We start from the raw sequence: 18,909 nt of genomic DNA, 5'->3' as shown, positions 1-18,909 counted from the left end.
ATTTATTTTTGATTAAAGTTCTTCTCTAAGCGCTAATTCTTTAACAATTTGTTTATGCTTTTGGTCTGTAAGTGGATATGCAAAAAAGAATAATATAACAGCAAGTAGGCAGGCTGTTCCTGGAACAATAAAGTATAGTACTTTTAATCCTAATAACGTACCATCTGATTGTGCTGCGTTTGGCACATATCCAATCAGCATTAAAGATAATCCTGGTAAAAATCCTGCTAATGCTTGGGATACTTTTCTTGTAAAGCTATAACTTGAATAAATAATACCTTCAGATCTCATGCCAGATTGCCATTGTCCATATTCAACCACGTCAGCAATAAATGCCCATGTCACTGTATTTGGTATAACTAAAAATAGTTGTGCAATTGTATTTAATATCAAAAATGGTATTGCCTCGTTTGCAAATAATGTAAATGTGATAAATTGCATTATGACAAATCCTGATACACCAAATACTGCTGTCATTTTTTTACCAATTTTTTTACTTAAGAATGTCGTAATTAATAGCCCTGGAATAAGTACTAAGAAATTCAATGTACTTACAAGTCCAACTAAATTTGGTTCACCAAGTACATATTGGAAATAATAAAGTTGTGATGATTGTTGCAAGAATAAAGCCATAATCGTTAATAATGTATAAATAGCAAGAATAATAAATGGTCTATTTTTCAATAAGTTTTTAAATGCTTTACGTCCTAAACCTTTTTCTTTCGGTCTTTCTACAATATGTCTTTCCTTAACACCCTTATAACAAATAATATGGAATACCACACCACAAATAGCTAAAGCACCAACTGCAATTGGATATCCTGTTGCATGATTTGGAAATAAGTTAACCATTGGAATAATAACAATGCCTGAAATGAACATTGCACCTTGTGAACCTAAATTACGAAAAACTGATAATTGTGTTCGATCATCCGCATTAATCGTCATCGAAGCAGATAATGAACCATATGGAATATTTACAAAAGAATACGCCATATTGAACAACATATATGTTGCAAATGCCCAAATAACTTTTCCGGTATAACTGATATCTGGAGAAATAAATGTGATGACCGTTAATATAGCTAACGGTATAGTACCGTATAATATGAATGGTTTAAATTTACCTTTTTTGCCAAAATTACGTCTGTTGTCTACCATTGTGCCAACGCCTGTATCAACAAATGCGTCAAACACTTTTGATACTAGAAAGACGAGCCCACCATAAAATGGAGAAATACCAAGTATGTCTGTAAAAAATTTCAGTAAATATATTTGCCCCATATCAAACATCATGCCGTTTCCTAAATCCCCAAAACCGTATGATAATTTTTCCTTAAATTTTAATCTCGGTGATTGAATTTCTTTAAATTTCTTCAATTTTCTATTTGCTGGTTTTAGTTTTGCTGTAACCATATTGATTACCTCTTTCCCTAGAAACAAAATATTGTGAGATATCTTTTATGCTATTTTGTTTGATAGTGTGTTTTTGTGTGCTTGTGCTAGTGATTGTGGCCAACAATCTAATCCAGAGAATAATGTAAACGCTTTCTCTTGAACTCAAATTTTTTTACCTTTCACGTATGTTCTTTTTATAACTAATTAGAATTGACATAAGTGATTTATTTGAGATCTTAAGTTCATTATATTTTTTCCATAAAAATAGTTCAACGAAAAATAACAACGTTGTTATTTTGTGTGGAATTTAAATATAGTCATAAAATTATATTCAACTAACTTAAAGTCGATGTTTACTATACTTATCATGGAATAACTAAATGAAATTGTATATTGTTTCTATTGATATTAAATTCTGCTTAAATTTTTGCTATTGTTTAATATATACCTATGTATATTCACTTTTTATAATTATATTGTTATTTTTATAATTATTTTTACACAAATGTACTTTTACAATTCCAAACTATCCCCACCCTCTTTGCTCCATACGAAATTTCAACGGTGTGATACCATAATGCTTTTTAAAACATTGTGCAAAATAACTTTGTTCTTTAAAACCAACATTTTGTGCAATTTCAGAAATTGACATTTTTGTTCTCAGTATTAAGTCATGACCTTTTTTTAATCTTAATTCTAAAATAAATTGTGAAATTGACTTATGAATTTCGTGATTAAATATTCTAGATAAATAACTTGGTGCCAAATCTACTTGTTGCGCTAACATTTTCAAAGTAATATGATCGCTTAAGTTGCTTTCTATATATTGTATGACTTTACTGATTTTCGGACTATATTCATTCGCTTTAATTTTCATTGCTGCTTCTGAATAATCAATAATTAATGATTGTATATACTCATTTATTTGTTGTACATCTTTTGACTTATTTATACGTTTGGCGTAACGCGCAGATAATTCATCTATTTTAATTAAATTCACACCAGCTTTTTCTATCGCTTTTCTACAAAGTGTATTTAGTGAAAAGGCTTTATATTGCTCATTTGACACACCGTCACCTCTCCTTTGTAAACCTGTAACTGATAAATTAATATGTTTTAAAATAGCTAAAGCTTCGTGTACATTACCATATTCAACGGCAGTTAATAACTGATTTTCCATTTTATATCGATTTTCTAAGTCTTCTAATGTATAGTCCATTTGATCTCGTGTTTCTGCGATTCCAGCATCACTCATGTGAAAATTAAAATCAATGCACTCTATTTCATATAAGGTATTTCTATTTTTTAAAAATTGTATGGCTAGACGACATAATTTTTTAGCCTTCACATGATGACAAAGTGGAATTTTTAAAAGATATTGCTTCAAGATAACGATGTGAGATCGCTCAATTTCTAAATTATTTAATATATCAAGACATTGTTGCTCATTTGGACGATGCTCAATATAAGGACCAATGAAATAAATTTGCTTATATTTTTTAAATTTAAAAATCAAATAATTAATGCCTAAACGATTAGTATAAAGATAAATTTTATTACTATTCATAGTTTGAATAAATTGCTTTAATTGTTGTTTGAAATATTTCCTTTTCGTGTTAGTAAAAGGCGTTTTAATTTTATTTATCACTCCTTTAATATCATCTTGATGGTACGCCTCTATCTGAACACCTAATAATTGTTCACCATGTGCTTGTAACATATCTAAAGTTTCCTCATTCAAAAAAACACCTCATTCCTATTTTTTCATTATATCGAAAAAACAAGAATAAGGTGCATTTTTTATACTTTATATTCCTTTATAAAATAATAAAGTATTTTTATACAAACAGACTAAGTACTAATATAAATACAAGTCCTGAAACTGAAATAATCGTTTCTAGTAATGACCATGTTAAAAATGTTTCTTTAACTGTCAATCCAAAGTACTCTTTAAACATCCAAAAGCCTGCATCGTTCACATGTGACAAGATAACACTACCTGCACCAATTGCTAATACAACAAGTGCTACATTAACGTCTGTAGCTTGCAGTAATGGTAATACAATACCAGTTGATGATACTGCTGCTACTGTTGATGAACCTAAAGCAATTCGTAATACAGCTGCTACAATCCATGCTAGTAATATAGGAGACATTTCAGACCCTTCAAACATTTTCGCAATCGTATCACCGACGCCACCATCAATTAATACTTGTTTGAATGTGCCGCCACCACCAATAATCAAAATCATCATACCAATAGGATATATTGCATTTGACACTGAATCCATGATATCAGCATTTTTTCTACCTTGTTTTATACCCATTGTAAATATTGCAAATAATACTGCAATTAACATTGCTGTACCAGCAGTACCAATAAAGTAAACAACAGATTCAAATCCATTTTTAGCTTCTTCGTGACCTGTCACTAATTGAACAATCGTAGATAATAACATTAAAATCACAGGTGAAATTGCTGTTAGTAAACTCAATCCAAAACTTGGCATTTCTTCTTCTGAAAATTCTTTCTGTGCACCTAGAGATGAAATGTCACCTTCACGTTTATAAGCAGATGGCGTAAGCTTTTGTGCAATTTTATTAAATATAGGACCTGCAATAATAGTCACAGGAATTGCAATAATAATACCATAAAGTAATACATGTCCTAAATTTGCTTTCAACTCTTTAGCAATAACAACCGGACCTGGATGTGGTGGTAAGAAACCATGCGTAACAGATAGTGCCACAACCATTGGTAAACCTAATTTTAATTGCGATACATTTGCGCGTTTTGCAATCGTAAACACAAGAGGAATCAATAATACAAGACCAACTTCAAAAAACAGTGCAATCCCAACAATAAACGCTGCAATTAGCATCGCCCACTGTACATGTTTTTGACCAAATTTATTTATTAATGTGTCGGCAATACGTGTAGCACCACCACCATCAGCAAGTAACTTCCCTAATATCGCACCTAATCCAAAAATAAGTGCAATATGACCTAATGTACTTCCCATTCCATTTTCAATTGTTTCGATTATTTTATCTAAAGGCATTCCTAATAAAATAGCAGTGACAATAGATGTAATAATCAACGAAATAAATGTATTTAGTTTCAAGAATATTATAAGTCCCAATAATACAATAATCCCTATTACCACTGTAATGAGTGGCCATATTGTTTCAAACATAATCATTCTCCCCTTCCAAAATCAAATTCAAAATAGATTTGAAATGAATCTATTTAAATTTGATAACGCTTTCTTTTATTGTTAAATTTTTTTGCCATTCTATTTATTACTAAAAATCAAGGTTACAGTTAGAAAATGATTCAACTTATGTATTATTCATATATATGTCAAACCATTTTCCTGATACCTTATAGAGACGAATTGCGAGAGTGTCTTAGTCTTGCATATGTTGACGTTGGAAGTTAGCTATTTCAGTATATCTATCTTCCAATGAACGACTTAAATTAATAAAAATACTAATCAACTGTTGATACACTTGCACATTATCTTGGTTAGGCGCATGTGCATTAGTCGTGCCCACCATTTCTTCGATAATAGAGAAATCATCAATTTCACCAAGTGCTTTTAATCCTAATACACAAGCACCCAGACATGAACTTTCATAACTTTCAGGAACAATGAGATTAGTATCAAATATATCTGCCATCATTTGTCGCCAAATTTCACTTTTAGCAAAACCGCCTGTTGCTTTAATCGTAGTTGGTGTCTCATTCATCACCTCAATAAGCGCTAAGTATACTGTATATAGATTATATAAAACGCCTTCTAATGCTGCTCTAATCATATGTTCTTTTTGGTGAGTTAATGTTAAACCAAAGAATGATCCTCGTGCATCAGCACTCCATAATGGTGCACGTTCACCAGCTAAATATGGATGGAAAATTAAACCTTCGGCACCCGGTTTAACACGATTTGCAATCTTAGTCAAAACATCATATGGATCTACACCCAAACGTTTTGCTGTTTCAACTTCACTTGCTAACAATTCATCACGTAGCCAACGAAGTACAACACCGCCATTATTAACTGGTCCACCAATTACATAATGATCTTCAGTTAATACATAGCAGAAGATACGACCTTTATAATCTGTACGTGGTTTATCTATTACAGTTCTAATTGCACCTGATGTACCTATCGTCACAGCAACTTCACCTTTTTTAAATGCATTAACTCCTAAGTTAGAGAGCACGCCATCACTTGCACCAACAATAACCGGCGTTTCAGGGTCAATACCCATCAATGCAGCATATCTATGTTTCATCCCAGTCATAATATGTGTGGTCGGAACGATCTCAGGAAGTTGTTCTTCTGTTATGCCTAATAAAGATAATGCTTCATCATCCCAAGTTAATGTTTCTAAATTGAACATACCAGTTGATGATGCCATTGATTGATCAATGACAAATTTTTCAAATAGGTGGTAGAAAATATAAGTTTTTATATCTGCAAACATTGCTGTTTGATTATAAATTTCTTGTTGCTCATGTTTCATCCAAAAAATCTTAGATAGCGGTGACATTGGATGAATTGGAGTGCCAGTTCTTTTATATATTTCAATTCCATTATGGTCATTTTTTATGATATCAGCGTATTTACTCGCACGATTATCTGCCCATGTTAAATTTTCAGTAAGTCTTTGATTACTCGCATCCATTGAAATAAGACTATGCATTTGAGCACTAAAAGAAATGAGTTTTAAGTCTTCTTTAGCTATATTTGCTTCTCGCATCACATATTTAATAGTCATCAATACAGCATCAAATAGTTCATCAGGATTTTCCTCAGATACATCTACGTTAGGTGTATGCAATGGATACCCAATATTATGTTTCATGATAAATTGACCTTTTTCATCGTATAAAACCGATTTCGTACTTGTCGTTCCAATATCTACACCTATCATGTATTTCATAATACATCCTCCTATTTCTTACAAATCACTTTTGCTTAACTAAGCCAAAAACTGTCGATGTCTTCTCCTACATCATCAAAATTTAAATGAAAGGCTTCTCTCAACCTCATAGCATCCTGATTCGCAATGGCTTCTATAAACACTTCATGATTTTTATGAATTCGTTCAAAATCTTCTGGATTTTCTATCATACGCCTTCTCATTGATAACAATACAAGTGCCTCCATTACAAGCTTCAAATTATTCCAATAAGTTTTCAAATATTGGTGCTTTGATGCTAGTATGGTTACCTCGTGAAATTTCATATCATGTTCGGTAAATGCTTCCGCATCTTCGAATTGTACAGCCACTTTCATCATTTCTAATTGTTTACGCAATTCTTTAACAATATGATCATGATTTAGTGATTTAATACGAGTAAAAGCAAAAGATTCTAACATGATTCTTAAATCATAAAGCTCTTTTTTTTCTTTATCTTCAAATGGTAAGACTTCTGCTCCCATTCTTTCTAAATTGATTAATTGATCTTGCTTCAGCAATTTAAATGCATCACGTACAGGTGAACGACTTACATTAAATTCTTTGGCAATTTGATTTTCCGTTAAAAGTGCGTCTGTTTTAAAAGAACCATCAACTATCTTTAATCTAATTTCAGCAGCGATTGCTTCTCCTTTAGAAACACCCTCTAACCATCTTTCAGGATATTCATAATTCACTATGAATTCACCTCTTAACTTGGTTAATATACTTGTATACAAGTATGGTAATACACAACCACAAATATTGCAAGCGTTTGCAAATCTTTGTACTAAGGGAAAACAAGACAAAAAAACCGAAATAACAGTCTTCAAACTAATTATTTCGGTTCCAAATTTTTATTTTGTAGTTGCTATACAATAGTTCGTTTCTTTACACTTCACACACTCTAATTTTCTAGTATTTGGCGTATGTTTTGCTATGACCCAACTTTTAAAACTAGGGCTAAATAAGCATTGGCAATTGAGACATAAATATTCACGTATTTGATGATGTTGATATGTAAGCAAATTTGTGAATATCATTAAAATTGGAAAATTTAAAACTACAGGTTTCCAACTTTTATTTAAAATACTAAATATAATTATACCGTATTGAATAAATGCAATTGGTAGTAGTTTTTTTATAAAAGAACTAGATATTTTGTTTTGATATTTATTTCTTTTCATTATTTGATGTGTATTTAGTAATTTATTTAATGGTGCTATACTCGATTTACTTATGTAATTTTGGTATTGCTTAATCTCCTTTTGTAATTGACTTAACTTTTTTATCTCTTTTTCAACTTCTGCTTCTCTTTCGCTTACCATCGTTCTTATTACTTTTAAATCTACTTGCTCATTTATAATAATTTGAATATCTTTTAATTTGAAACCAAATGATTTAAGTATGAGAATAACTTGCAGCGTTTCTTTACTTTCTTCGTCAAATAACCTTCTGCCATGAGGAGTTATTGTTGATTTCCTAGCATTTAACAATCCTTTTTTCTCATAGAATTGTACTGTTCTGACTGTTACATTACATAGATCGGCTAATTCACCAGTTTGATATTGTTTCATTTAATTCCCTCCTTCCAATAATATTAGTATATTACGTTACGTAATTAGCAAACATTACAAAAAAAGTTAGTATGAAGGACATATCCAACTTACTAACTTTTTCATTACACTTATTCTTATTTAAACACTTCACACATCAAATACTTCAGTTCTAATATTTTGCATTTTACCTTCAACAGCTGTTATATCATTGGCACATTGTTTTAATACGTCACGATATTTTTCCGTATTTGTATCATTTTTATATCGTATTTTATGTTCCAAACTTGCCCACATATCCATACCAATCGTTCTTATTTGAATCTCTACAGGAACGATTTCCAAAGAATGCGCTAAAAATACAGGTACCGATACAACAACATGTAAACTACGATACCCATTATCTTTAGGGTTTTGAATATAGTCCTTACGCTTGATTAATTTAACATCATCTTGTTTTAATAAGAGCGATTCTATCACATAAATATCATCAATATAATTACAAACTACTCGAATACCCGCTATATCTTGAATATGTGTTTTCGCCGATTCCGAAGATATCTCACAACCCTTTCGTTTTAATTTATAAATCAAGCTACGAAGATCTTTCACACGTCTTTCCATATGATGGATTGGATTATGTTTATACAGTTGTTGAAAATGATCATCTAATATATCTAATTTAGTACTAATTTCTTTTAATGCAGAAGAATATAATTGTTCTAGTTCGACAAAACCAATCAACATATCAAAAGCAGATTCACTATTACTAAACTGTCCTAAGTTCTCTTTAAATTCTTCTTTCAAATCTTCAATGTTTAGTGAAGATTTCCTTTCCATATACATGCATTGTGCCTCCATTTAATACAATCATAATCCATATCTCTTTTTAAAATTACGATTCCTTTTAATTGTAAAATTCATTTGCACCTTTTATTTTTTTACTAAATAATTCTATTTAAATACTAAAAATGTAAAAACATTTTTTTGCATTAATTAGTACAATACTTCTATCTAATTATTATTCATCTTTCTTATGTTCTATAATTTCTGTAGACCTATTATCAGCAATATTTCTTGCTCTTTTCATTGCATCTTCCTTTTTATCGAAACTGTCAGAAGCTTGTTTTGCTCCATCTGATTTAATTTTCCACACATTATCTTCGAAATATACATGCACATCTTTTTCATTTAATTTAGGATTTGATGCGTTATCTTTTTCATGTTTTTTAATTTTTTTATGTTTTAATGCTTTTAATTCATTTTCAGATGCATCTTTATACCAAGATTCAGCCTGTTTTGTTGCAATTGGAATAACTCTATCTTCTTGATAACCGTCTTTTAACATTGCATTACCGATATCAATCGCTTTTTTACGTTCTAGAGTATCTAAATTCTTCCAACTTTGAGGGTAATCATCCATGGTCCAAGGCATAAAAAAACTCCTATCTTTGCTTTAATACATATTAAATACCTCTTTTTTAAATATATTAAACAGTTTTAAAATAGTGGTTTAGATTTATAATAAGCTAAAATAATATCTTTTTAGACCTCCTTCTATATATGTTCACACAACCGTCAGTCTTCAAAAAGCCATATTTATTAATACTATTTTATTAAAATATCTTTCCATAGTTTTTCAATATGCCAAAAAGACCAATCTGACATAAATACAGATTGGTCTTAATTATTTTTATTGATGTAAAAGAGAAATGTTTTTTCTCGCATTAATACAATTATTTTGAATATGATCTAATGCATTTGTAATATAAGTGTATTGAGGTAACTCGGGTATGGATTGTACTTTAATATTCGTACCTCTTTCAAAATGTTTAGCAATATTTTCAAAGATGAGTAAATATTGAGCCATAGTTTCATCTGAAATGTGATAGCGTTGTTCATTGTTTAATGCCCTTCTAAATATAAAGTTTAATTCCTCTAATGCATACATGCTTGGGTAATAATATTGAATTGCTTGCTTATTACTAAACAACTCCCCATTTGCACTATTGTAAACTTGAATCATATTATTTAATTTAACGCTTAACTTTAGCATTTCATTTTTTTCGTAATCAATTGATTTATACTGATTACTCGAAAATAAATAATGAAACATAACCGCTTCATTACGCGCTACATCTACTAATGTTTTGGGTAACATTGAAGATGCTGTTTTTTTACCAATAAGTAATAAGCAGACAACTGCTATCAAAATACCTACAATTACGTCTATAATTCTAGGGAATGCAATTTGAATCGATAAGTGCTGTGAAGCTAACCCATTTAATAACAGAACTTGTATCGTAATAAATATGACTGCTATTGAATAGTTAGCACCAACTAACATCTCAGTTAATCCTGCAGTGACAGCTAGTAATATAATAGCTATTGGTATCGGGGGTGCTGATAATAGAATAAGTGAAAGTACGAGCACACCTAGTATTGTGCCCACACCTCTAGCGCCCGCACGCTCAAAACTTTGTAATGTTGTCGAACCTAATAGTATTGTATGCGTGCTTAAAGGTATCCAATAAGCCTTATCAAAGTCGAACATCAAAGCAATAAAAATTGAAATACCCATAATCACCGTATAACGAAGTGTACTTCTAAATGTAAAAGAATCTAAAGTTAAATTATTGATTAATCGATGGCCATATAGCGGCATTCTATAATCAACTTCATGTTCTACGCTTTCTTGATCTGCATTCATAATTTCATCAACTTTAAATATATTATCGACCAAATTTTTATATTGATCATCAAATTCCACTTTTTCAGTCCATTGATTTCTTCCCATACGTTTTGAAAATACTAATTTAATTACAAAATCCGCCATTTCCTTTATCTCTTTAGGTAATGGACGCGCATTTTTTTCATTGAGCTCTAATAGCTCTGAAAAAATACCTTGTGCTGTATTATGTAACAGTAATATACGTTGAAATCGTGGTGAGCCTTTTGATTTTGCAGTACTTGATGTAATCAATTGATTATCAGAATTTCTAAACGCTGTAACTGCAAATTGAGAAGCTTTTTGAAACGCTTCAGGATTATCAAAATTATGAACCAACTGTTTTATCATATTAAAGTCATTTTTTATTGCTTTCATTTCTGCTGTTTCCCGGGAAATAATGATTGTTATAAGCACCATCAAAGTAGCAATTAAGCCACCTACAAACATGCATAAACCTCTATACAATGCATCTTCTGGTGCAAAAGGAAGGTTGATTGGCAAACTGAATGCCACGATAAAAAATATTGAAGAAGGTCCAGGTATATTTAGTGAACTGAAAATGTAATATGGAATCACAGTTATAACTAGCAAAAGCACACCAAATATAAGCGGTTGATTTACAGCAATGGTACCAAGCATCATGGCAATTGATAAGCCAATAGTCGAGAATAATACAACACGAAGCTTTGCTTGTGCAGGTCCACCAAAAACATAAATATGTGCTAATGTTCCTGTAGCAATCAATAATCCAGTAGAAAAATGATTGGTGAAATAACCTACGAACAGTGGGATTAACATCAAAATACATTGTCTAATTCCCTTAGCAACATCGATTTTCATTGTATTGACTCGAATTAAGGATTTTAAGTATTTAATCAATGTTGACATAAGCATCTCCTTTTATTAATTTGTTAATAGATTGTTAGTATTGCTTGTTTGTTGCATTTAAAAACAATCAATTTGATTCGAAAAAATAATATGTTCTTGATACAACACGTTGAATTTTGCAACTTAATTTTAAGGCATTTACTTTAACTAATATGAATTTAGAACATTGAATATTGGAAAAAAATAACTTCGGTCAGTAAAAGTGTTACTTTCTTATTTTATCATTTTTCCAATATTCTTCTAGTTCCTATAAATAACATAAATTATTGTTACCCACTTTCATTTTCTAAAAATATTTCTAATAAAATTAAAATGTAATATACATTTACTTAATAACTAACTATTCTATTTCATTTATATCTTCAGCTACTGTTGAATGATCTATTGTTGATTCTAAAAATGCTTGATTATTTACCGGAAAATGCTGTTCTAATGTTTCGATATTACTGATATCTATTGCACCACTATTGAGTTCGAAATCTAAAATATGTCCACCTACTGTTTTATCTTCATTAACAAAATGTAGATGAAAACCACTAGCTGCAATACCATGGAATAATTCAGGTGTATAGAAACCAACTACAGTACCATTTATTTGTTCATATATAAATTCCGGTTGCTTATCTGCAGAATATTTAAGTTTTGTGTATGGCTTTTCTTGTTTTGGCATCATTCTAACGTGCATCGTTTCAAATTTACCTGTTATCTTAATCGCAAAAAATATATTTTCGCTTGCTGCACGTCTTTTCATATCATCTAAAAGCGTGTTCGCATCTGTTATATGACGTACAAAATAAGATTCATCTGCTTGGAAAGGTGTTACCGTTGCATAGGGTGTACATTCCGTTCCATCTAGTTGTCTGAAACCACCTCGCGCATCAGCATGATATGCAACACCATTTAATATGATAACTTCACCATCACAACCAGTTAATGTTCCAATACCTAAATCTCCTTTTTTTAATATATCCGAAATTGGCGCTGTCCCCTCTAATAAACCAGCCATTAAAGTTCCCAAAGTACCATGTTGATATAACATAGCGTATTCTCTCCTTTTTCATCTCTTTATCAAAGATATTACATATTAATCACATTAAAATTATACACGCTTTATTTCATTTAGAATAGTATCGCGCTTATAACATAAAAAAGCCTAGATGCTTATATATCATCTAGGCACTTTATTTCGATTAAGCTTTATCTTGCAATACTTTAATTTCTGGTTTTTCTACTAAATATTGGCTTACTTCTTTGAAAAAATGTTGAAAATGTGCAGAATTATTATGTGCTTCAACTGCAGCTTCATTTTCATAGCGTTCAATAAAAGCAAATGTGTTAGGTTCATTTGTTTGTTCAAAATGTTGATAGAATAATGAACCAGATTCATTATTTGCACCTTCCACTAAAGGTTTTACTAATTCTAAATAATTATCGCGCTGTGCTGGATCTACTTTCATAATGGCATTAATTGTAATCATTTATATTCCCTCCTAGGGTAATCAATTATACTCAATTCTTTCCCTATTGCAATGATTACAAACTTTATAAATCTTTTTTCTCAATTAAAAGTGGTTTATCAGGTGATACAAAGAACCACATAATAATCGCAAAAATAACAGGAATAATTACAAGTTCAAGTGTCATTGTCCACCCAACAATATCAACCATCATACCAGCAAGTAGTGGGCTTAATAATGCGCCGATGTTGCCCCATAAGTTCATCCAACCTGATACAGAACCTGAGAAATTTCGACCTAAATCTGTTGCAGCTGCCCAACTCATGCCAGTTGCGATACCTATACCACCCAAACATAGTGATAGCCAAAAAACATTCACTACTAAACTCTCTGCTTGAATCGACATAAATAATGAAATACTAAAAATAATAAATCCGATAATCGCAATTGATGCTCTAGCTACAAATCGTGATTTTCCACTTTGTAATAATTTATCAGAGATTGCTCCACCAAACAGAATTAAAACAAACATTGCAATCCATGGTGCACCTGCTGCCCATGCCATATCTGGATCACTTAATTTAACATGATATTGTTCAGATAAATAAGTCGGTAACCATATTAGGAATAAAGAAACAACAAACTGAACAACAAAGTATTGTGCTGCAATTGCGTAAAAACTAAAACGTTTAAAGAATAAATTCCATGGTGCATTTGACTTTTCCGTTTTGATAACATCACGATTTTCCATGATATAACGTTTTTCCGCTTCGTTGACCATTTTATGCTGTTCTGGTAAATCTTTTGCAATAACTACCCAAAGAACCGAAATTAAAAGTCCTACAAGACCAAAAATGTAAAACACCGCTTGCCATCCAAACATATTTACAATAGCAATCGTTACAACAGGTGCAATTACTGGACCAAAATATGAACCTGCTAATAGTACGCTTGAAGCACGTCCCTTTTCACCTTTTGAAAACCAAAAAGAATTGAACACTGCATTCGACGGATACATCGGTGCTTCCCCGATTCCAAATAAGAAACGAACTGCGTATAATAAACCATGATTTTTAACTACACCCGTTAAAATCGTAAATGCACTCCACCAAACTAACGCAATCGTTAACATTTTTTTAGAACCAAACTTTTCTGCTAAAAATCCTGAAGGTACTTGCATTAAGGCATATCCCAATGAGAAAAATGACGCTAATAATCCAAATTGTGTCTTATTCATGTGTAAATCTTCCATCATTGGACCAGCAATTATTGATATATTTGAACGGTCCATATAAGCAATAACTCCAATAATGAAGAATGCAATTGCAAAATACCACCTAATATTCGACTTCTTCTCTACCATATACTCTCCACACTTTCTCCCTAAAGTTACAAGTCATCATATGACCTATTGTTTCTCTAGATATTACCACAATATGTAATCGCTTACAATAACTATTTTTATAATTGGGACATTCTTTAAATCATTGTTTAATTCATACTAAAGTACTACTGATTTTTTCTGCAGAGATTTAAAATTTAGATTATAATAAAGACATGTGCTTTTATATTTCATTATATTTAAAATGCTCAATATCAAAGGAGTTTACTGTTTTATTATGGAACAAATATTAACGAGTTTTATAAGTACCTGGGGTTATGTTGCAATCGCTATACTAATACTTTTTGAAAATATTTTACCTTTTATTCCTTCTGAAATTATTTTAACCTTTGCCGGATTAATGTCTGTAAAATCAGATTTAACTATCCCAATGCTTTTTATAATTTCTACTGTTTCATCTTTAATTGGTTTACTAATTTTATATTATATCAGTAGACTCGTTTCAGAAGAAAAATTGTATCGTTTTGTAGATAAGTATGGTAAGTGGATAAAATTAAAAGGAAAAGACGTTGAACGCGCCAATGTTTGGTTTAAAAAATATGGTACGCTTGCAGTTTTTATATGTCGCTTTATTCCTGTATTACGTGTTTTAATTACTATTCCTGCTGGCATCAATAGAATGAACGTTATTATCTTTATGATTTTGTCTTTAATCGGAACAACGATTTGGAATTTTGCATTAATTTATTTAGGCAAAATGTTAAGTGGGAGTTGGGACGCTTTAATGAACGGTTTACATACATATTCTTATATTATGTATGTCATTATTGCTATTGCTATTATTTATGTACTTATTCGCTTATTTAAGAAAGATCGTGTTAGTTAACATTAGCAACCTATTTAACAAAAAATAGGCTTGTATTGCTAGTGTTAAGCACTTCCATCGTTTTCCATTAAATGTTTACCATCAAACTACAGTTTGAGTCTGGGACATAAATCCTAATAAAAAAGCGAGTAAATGCGTTTAAAAACGCATTTACTCGCTTTTTATATTTTTCAAATTGTAACTTCTCGTACTGCACTGTCGTCTCAAACTGTTTTTTCAACTGGCATTGCTTCCTGAGTATTCTGGGCAAAATATTTCGTAAACAAATATAATTTTATATTAATAAGTGTATTGTTCCGATTTTGTAACGTGTTCACCCTTAAGACGGTTGTATGAGTGATAGCTCGAACCATTTCATAGACAGTCACGTACAAAACCTTGAGATTTTAAATATAAAAAAGACTAACTCCCCCTTTAGAAGTTAGCCAAAACCGTTCAATTTATTTCTCCCTTGTCGTTAACATTAGCGAATCAGCACTAAACATTAACCTTACTGATAATATTGCATCATAACTTAACCCCTTTTAAATTATGATGTCGAAGTGTTCAAGTTTATACAAAATGCACTTCATTCATATTGTATAAACATTGAATACACAGATAAATAAATTCACAAAGTGAATATTCTGTACCGACATGACAGATAATTAAATTTACCTATGTGACTTATCCTTCCTATATAAAGACACTAAGACAAGTGATTTTAACGTTTTTTATATTTTGAATATATAATATCTACCCTGTACTTAAACGTTGCGATAACATTCATCACAAAAGCAATTGACATGAGACATCTAGAAGATGTACCTTGTGATAATGCATAACCTTTTCGCAAAGAATTTATATTTAAATTCAAAAAATAACAATAATCATAACTGTAACGTAACTACTATGTATTGCGTAGTAAAATCACTTATTCAAACCATAGTAACAATGAAAATATTCATTAATGCTTGCTAGTCAATTACCCCTTTTTATAATCGACAACTTAACAAAAATTAATATTCCTAAGGAAAGTATGATTTATAATAATTACTGAAAAGGTTAACAAATAAGTATTTTCACTTCACTATTATTTAATCAGTATTTTCAACCCCAATGTAAACTAAAAAAATAACTCCCTTATAATTTTGTTACATGCATTTATTATACAAAATCATGAAAAATTTTAAAGTGGTTTATGCAATTTTTTTGTAAAAATTTTCTGTTTTTTCACATAAAACCACTATAAACGCCTATATAAAGGTGTTTGTAGCATCAAAAACAAATATAGTAATTATACTCTATTAAAGTAATATAATCCTATATCTATTCGTCAGCATTTTATATAATACAAAACCTTTATACAAAATAGGCAAAATATTATATTTGAGTAACATAGGTGTTTTTAAAGCCATAAAGTGATTATTTACTATTATTTTCCAACTTTATATTTAAGCACAAACAAAAATAACAAAAGTCCAATCCATATTTTAGAATTTATGCATTGTTCATAATATAATATGTACTAGACAAATATAATCCATTTAATGCTACAATATAATCAATTAGAGAAAACGCTTGCAATGGTGTTTTTTATACGAAAATAAATCAACTGGAGTGACACTAATAATGCCAAGAACAACAGATAAAAGCGTAAAGAGCAGATATTTAGATTTACTTGCAGAACAATTTAACAACAAAGAGGAATTAGCTACAGAAATTATTAATTTAGAGTCTATTTTAGAACTACCAAAAGGCACAGAACACTTTGTGAGTGACCTACATGGTGAGTTCCATTCATTCCAACATGTACTCCGTAATGGTTCTGGAAATGTCAGATCAAAAATTAATGATATTTTTCAAGATACATTAACACGTAAGGAAATTAATGAGTTTGCTGCCCTTGTTTACTATCCAGAAGAAAAATTAAATTTAGTTAAAAATAGTTTTAATTCAAAATCCGAACTAAATGAATGGTACATTACAACAATTAATCGACTCATTAAACTAATTACTTACGCATCTTCAAAATATACACGCACAAAATTGCGTAAATCATTGCCTAAAAATTATGTGTTTATTATTGAAGAGCTATTATATAAAAGTAATAAATATAACAACAAGAAATCTTACTATGACAAGTTAATCAATCAAATTATCGATTTAGAGCAATCAGATGATTTGATTATTGGTTTATCATTTACCGTACAACATTTGGTTGTAAATCACTTACATGTTGTCGGGGATATTTATGATCGTGGACCAGATCCAGATAAAATTATGGAAACTTTAATTGATTATCCATCTGTCGACATTCAGTGGGGAAATCATGATGTTTTATGGATTGGTGCGTATGCTGGATCGAAGGTATGTTTAGCAAACCTATTAAGAATATGTGCGCGCTACGACAATCTCGATATTATTGAAGATGCGTATGGTATTAATTTGCGTCCATTACTTACACTTGCTGAAAAATACTATGATGGAACAAATAAAGCATTTAAACCCAAAAATTATGAAGATTTAACAGATAGAGAATTAGAACAAATTACAAAAATACACCAAGCCATAGCAATTATTCAATTTAAATTAGAAGCACCTATCATCAAGAGACGTCCAAATTTTGAAATGGAAGAACGTTTAGTACTTGAAAGTATTGACTATGATAAGAACGAAGCAACACTTTATGGCAAAACATATAATCTTGAAAATACATGTTTCCAAACTGTAAATCCTGAAAATCCAAATCAATTAATTGATGAAGAAAAAGAAGTTATGGATAAACTTCTATTATCAGTACAACAATCCGAAAAATTAAAACGTCATATGACATTCTTAATGCAAAAAGGTAAACTGTACTTACCTTATAATGGCAATTTATTAATTCATGGTTGTATTCCTGTTGATGAAAATGGTGAAATGGAATCTATGACGATTGACGGTGTGAAATATTATGGTAGAGAATTATTAGATCACTTCGAGTCATACGTAAGAGAGAGCTTCGACAATAAAGATGTACAAGATGATTTGGCGACAGACCTAGTATGGTACCTATGGACAGGAAAATATTCATCATTATTTGGTAAACGTGCAATGACTACGTTTGAACGTTATTTTATTTCAGACAAAACTGCCCATAAAGAAACCAAAAATCCTTATTATCATTTACGCGAAGATGTTAATATGTGTAAAAAAATGTTGAAGAACTTTGGTCTCGATCCAGAACAAGGTCATATAATTAATGGTCATACCCCAGTCAAAGAAATAGATGGCGAAAATCCAATCAAAGCTGATGGAAAAATGATTGTTATAGATGGTGGTTTTTCTAAAGCCTATCAATCCACAACAGGTATTGCCGGCTATACGCTACTCTATAATTCATTCGGTATGCAACTCGTTGCTCATCAACATTTTAATTCCAAGAAGCATGTATTATTAAATGGTGCTGACGAGTTATCAATACGTCGTGTTGTTGATAAAGAATTAAAACGTAAAAAAATTCGTGATACAAATACAGGCGAAGAAATACAAGAGAAAATCAATATTCTTAAAGAGCTTATGCATGACCGTTTTGTACAATAAATTTAGCATTACAAGGGACTTTCTTAAATAAGTCTTGATTGATTTTTAAAATGATACTCTAAATCAAATTGAAGTAGTTAGTCCAAACCATCATCAGTATATTCAAATATAATAAA

Annotated in this window: 14 protein-coding genes; 2 read left to right on the top strand and 12 right to left on the bottom strand. The window is 30.6% G+C overall.

Annotated features, from left to right (window positions below):
* Positions 1 to 12: 12 nt before the first annotated feature.
* The 12 genes from MHZ36_RS02100 to MHZ36_RS02045 all read right to left on the bottom strand — a co-directional run bounded on the left by MHZ36_RS02100 (position 13) and on the right by MHZ36_RS02045 (position 14,364).
* Positions 13 to 1,416 carry a glycoside-pentoside-hexuronide (GPH):cation symporter gene (locus tag MHZ36_RS02100; protein ID WP_239229298.1) on the bottom strand — a complete coding sequence of 468 codons (1,404 nt, stop codon included), beginning with the start codon at positions 1,414 to 1,416 and terminating at the stop codon, positions 13 to 15.
* 508 nt (positions 1,417 to 1,924) lie between these two features.
* Positions 1,925 to 3,139 (bottom strand): helix-turn-helix transcriptional regulator, encoded by a 1,215-nt coding sequence (locus tag MHZ36_RS02095; protein WP_239229297.1) that lies wholly within the window; start codon positions 3,137 to 3,139, stop codon positions 1,925 to 1,927.
* Between the two features lie 97 nt (positions 3,140 to 3,236).
* Positions 3,237 to 4,595 (bottom strand): gluconate:H+ symporter, encoded by a 1,359-nt coding sequence (locus tag MHZ36_RS02090; protein ID WP_239229296.1) that lies wholly within the window; start codon positions 4,593 to 4,595, stop codon positions 3,237 to 3,239.
* 214 nt (positions 4,596 to 4,809) lie between these two features.
* A complete protein-coding gene (gene gntK, locus MHZ36_RS02085; protein WP_239229295.1) occupies positions 4,810 to 6,351 on the bottom strand; it encodes a gluconokinase in 1,542 nt (513 codons plus the stop codon).
* A 35-nt stretch (positions 6,352 to 6,386) separates the two neighbouring features.
* On the bottom strand, positions 6,387 to 7,067 hold the full coding sequence (locus MHZ36_RS02080; RefSeq protein ID WP_239229294.1) for a GntR family transcriptional regulator: 681 nt from the start codon (positions 7,065 to 7,067) through the stop codon (positions 6,387 to 6,389).
* A 159-nt stretch (positions 7,068 to 7,226) separates the two neighbouring features.
* Positions 7,227 to 7,946 carry a MerR family transcriptional regulator gene (locus MHZ36_RS02075; RefSeq protein WP_239229293.1) on the bottom strand — a complete coding sequence of 240 codons (720 nt, stop codon included), beginning with the start codon at positions 7,944 to 7,946 and terminating at the stop codon, positions 7,227 to 7,229.
* 129 nt (positions 7,947 to 8,075) lie between these two features.
* Positions 8,076 to 8,771, bottom strand: coding sequence for a GTP pyrophosphokinase (locus MHZ36_RS02070; protein ID WP_239229292.1), 696 nt, complete (start codon positions 8,769 to 8,771; stop codon positions 8,076 to 8,078).
* A 175-nt stretch (positions 8,772 to 8,946) separates the two neighbouring features.
* Entirely contained in the window at positions 8,947 to 9,360 is a 414-nt protein-coding gene (locus tag MHZ36_RS02065; protein ID WP_239229291.1) for a DUF2188 domain-containing protein, read from the bottom strand.
* A 258-nt stretch (positions 9,361 to 9,618) separates the two neighbouring features.
* Positions 9,619 to 11,544 carry an FUSC family protein gene (locus MHZ36_RS02060; RefSeq protein ID WP_239229290.1) on the bottom strand — a complete coding sequence of 642 codons (1,926 nt, stop codon included), beginning with the start codon at positions 11,542 to 11,544 and terminating at the stop codon, positions 9,619 to 9,621.
* Between the two features lie 340 nt (positions 11,545 to 11,884).
* The gene (budA, locus tag MHZ36_RS02055) at positions 11,885 to 12,583 is read right to left on the bottom strand and encodes an acetolactate decarboxylase (RefSeq protein WP_239229288.1); all 699 of its coding nucleotides are present in this window, start codon (positions 12,581 to 12,583) and stop codon (positions 11,885 to 11,887) included.
* Between the two features lie 151 nt (positions 12,584 to 12,734).
* Positions 12,735 to 13,022, bottom strand: a complete 288-nt coding sequence (locus MHZ36_RS02050; RefSeq protein ID WP_239229286.1) for a putative quinol monooxygenase — start codon at positions 13,020 to 13,022, stop codon at positions 12,735 to 12,737.
* 64 nt (positions 13,023 to 13,086) lie between these two features.
* Positions 13,087 to 14,364 (bottom strand): pyruvate MFS transporter, encoded by a 1,278-nt coding sequence (locus MHZ36_RS02045; protein WP_239229285.1) that lies wholly within the window; start codon positions 14,362 to 14,364, stop codon positions 13,087 to 13,089.
* 256 nt (positions 14,365 to 14,620) lie between these two features.
* On the opposite strand from MHZ36_RS02045, the gene uptA reads away from it, so the two are divergent.
* Positions 14,621 to 15,229, top strand: a complete 609-nt coding sequence (uptA, locus tag MHZ36_RS02040; protein WP_239229283.1) for an undecaprenyl phosphate transporter UptA — start codon at positions 14,621 to 14,623, stop codon at positions 15,227 to 15,229.
* 1,611 nt (positions 15,230 to 16,840) lie between these two features.
* Positions 16,841 to 18,793, top strand: a complete 1,953-nt coding sequence (locus MHZ36_RS02035; protein WP_239229282.1) for a fructose-1,6-bisphosphatase — start codon at positions 16,841 to 16,843, stop codon at positions 18,791 to 18,793.
* Positions 18,794 to 18,909: the final 116 nt, after the last annotated feature.

Origin of the sequence: Staphylococcus sp. ACRSN (genome assembly GCF_022346615.1) — a bacterium.
Lineage (GTDB): Bacteria > Bacillota > Bacilli > Staphylococcales > Staphylococcaceae > Staphylococcus.
The sequence above is the reverse complement of the archived record's forward strand: the minus strand, read 5'-3'. Positions and strand labels throughout refer to the sequence as shown.

Excerpts from the sequence above, each read along its gene's own strand:
- MHZ36_RS02100 (WP_239229298.1), bottom strand. The coding sequence starts at position 1,416 with ATGGTTACAGCAAAACTAAAACCAGCAAATAGAAAATTGAAGAAATTT.
- MHZ36_RS02090 (WP_239229296.1), bottom strand. The coding sequence starts at position 4,595 with ATGTTTGAAACAATATGGCCACTCATTACAGTGGTAATAGGGATTATT.
- gntK (WP_239229295.1), bottom strand. The coding sequence starts at position 6,351 with ATGAAATACATGATAGGTGTAGATATTGGAACGACAAGTACGAAATCG.
- MHZ36_RS02075 (WP_239229293.1), bottom strand. The coding sequence starts at position 7,946 with ATGAAACAATATCAAACTGGTGAATTAGCCGATCTATGTAATGTAACA.
- MHZ36_RS02070 (WP_239229292.1), bottom strand. The coding sequence starts at position 8,771 with ATGTATATGGAAAGGAAATCTTCACTAAACATTGAAGATTTGAAAGAA.
- MHZ36_RS02065 (WP_239229291.1), bottom strand. The coding sequence starts at position 9,360 with ATGCCTTGGACCATGGATGATTACCCTCAAAGTTGGAAGAATTTAGAT.
- MHZ36_RS02060 (WP_239229290.1), bottom strand. The coding sequence starts at position 11,544 with ATGTCAACATTGATTAAATACTTAAAATCCTTAATTCGAGTCAATACA.
- budA (WP_239229288.1), bottom strand. The coding sequence starts at position 12,583 with ATGTTATATCAACATGGTACTTTGGGAACTTTAATGGCTGGTTTATTA.
- MHZ36_RS02050 (WP_239229286.1), bottom strand. The coding sequence starts at position 13,022 with ATGATTACAATTAATGCCATTATGAAAGTAGATCCAGCACAGCGCGAT.
- MHZ36_RS02045 (WP_239229285.1), bottom strand. The coding sequence starts at position 14,364 with ATGGTAGAGAAGAAGTCGAATATTAGGTGGTATTTTGCAATTGCATTC.
- uptA (WP_239229283.1), top strand. The coding sequence starts at position 14,621 with ATGGAACAAATATTAACGAGTTTTATAAGTACCTGGGGTTATGTTGCA.
- MHZ36_RS02035 (WP_239229282.1), top strand. The coding sequence starts at position 16,841 with ATGCCAAGAACAACAGATAAAAGCGTAAAGAGCAGATATTTAGATTTA.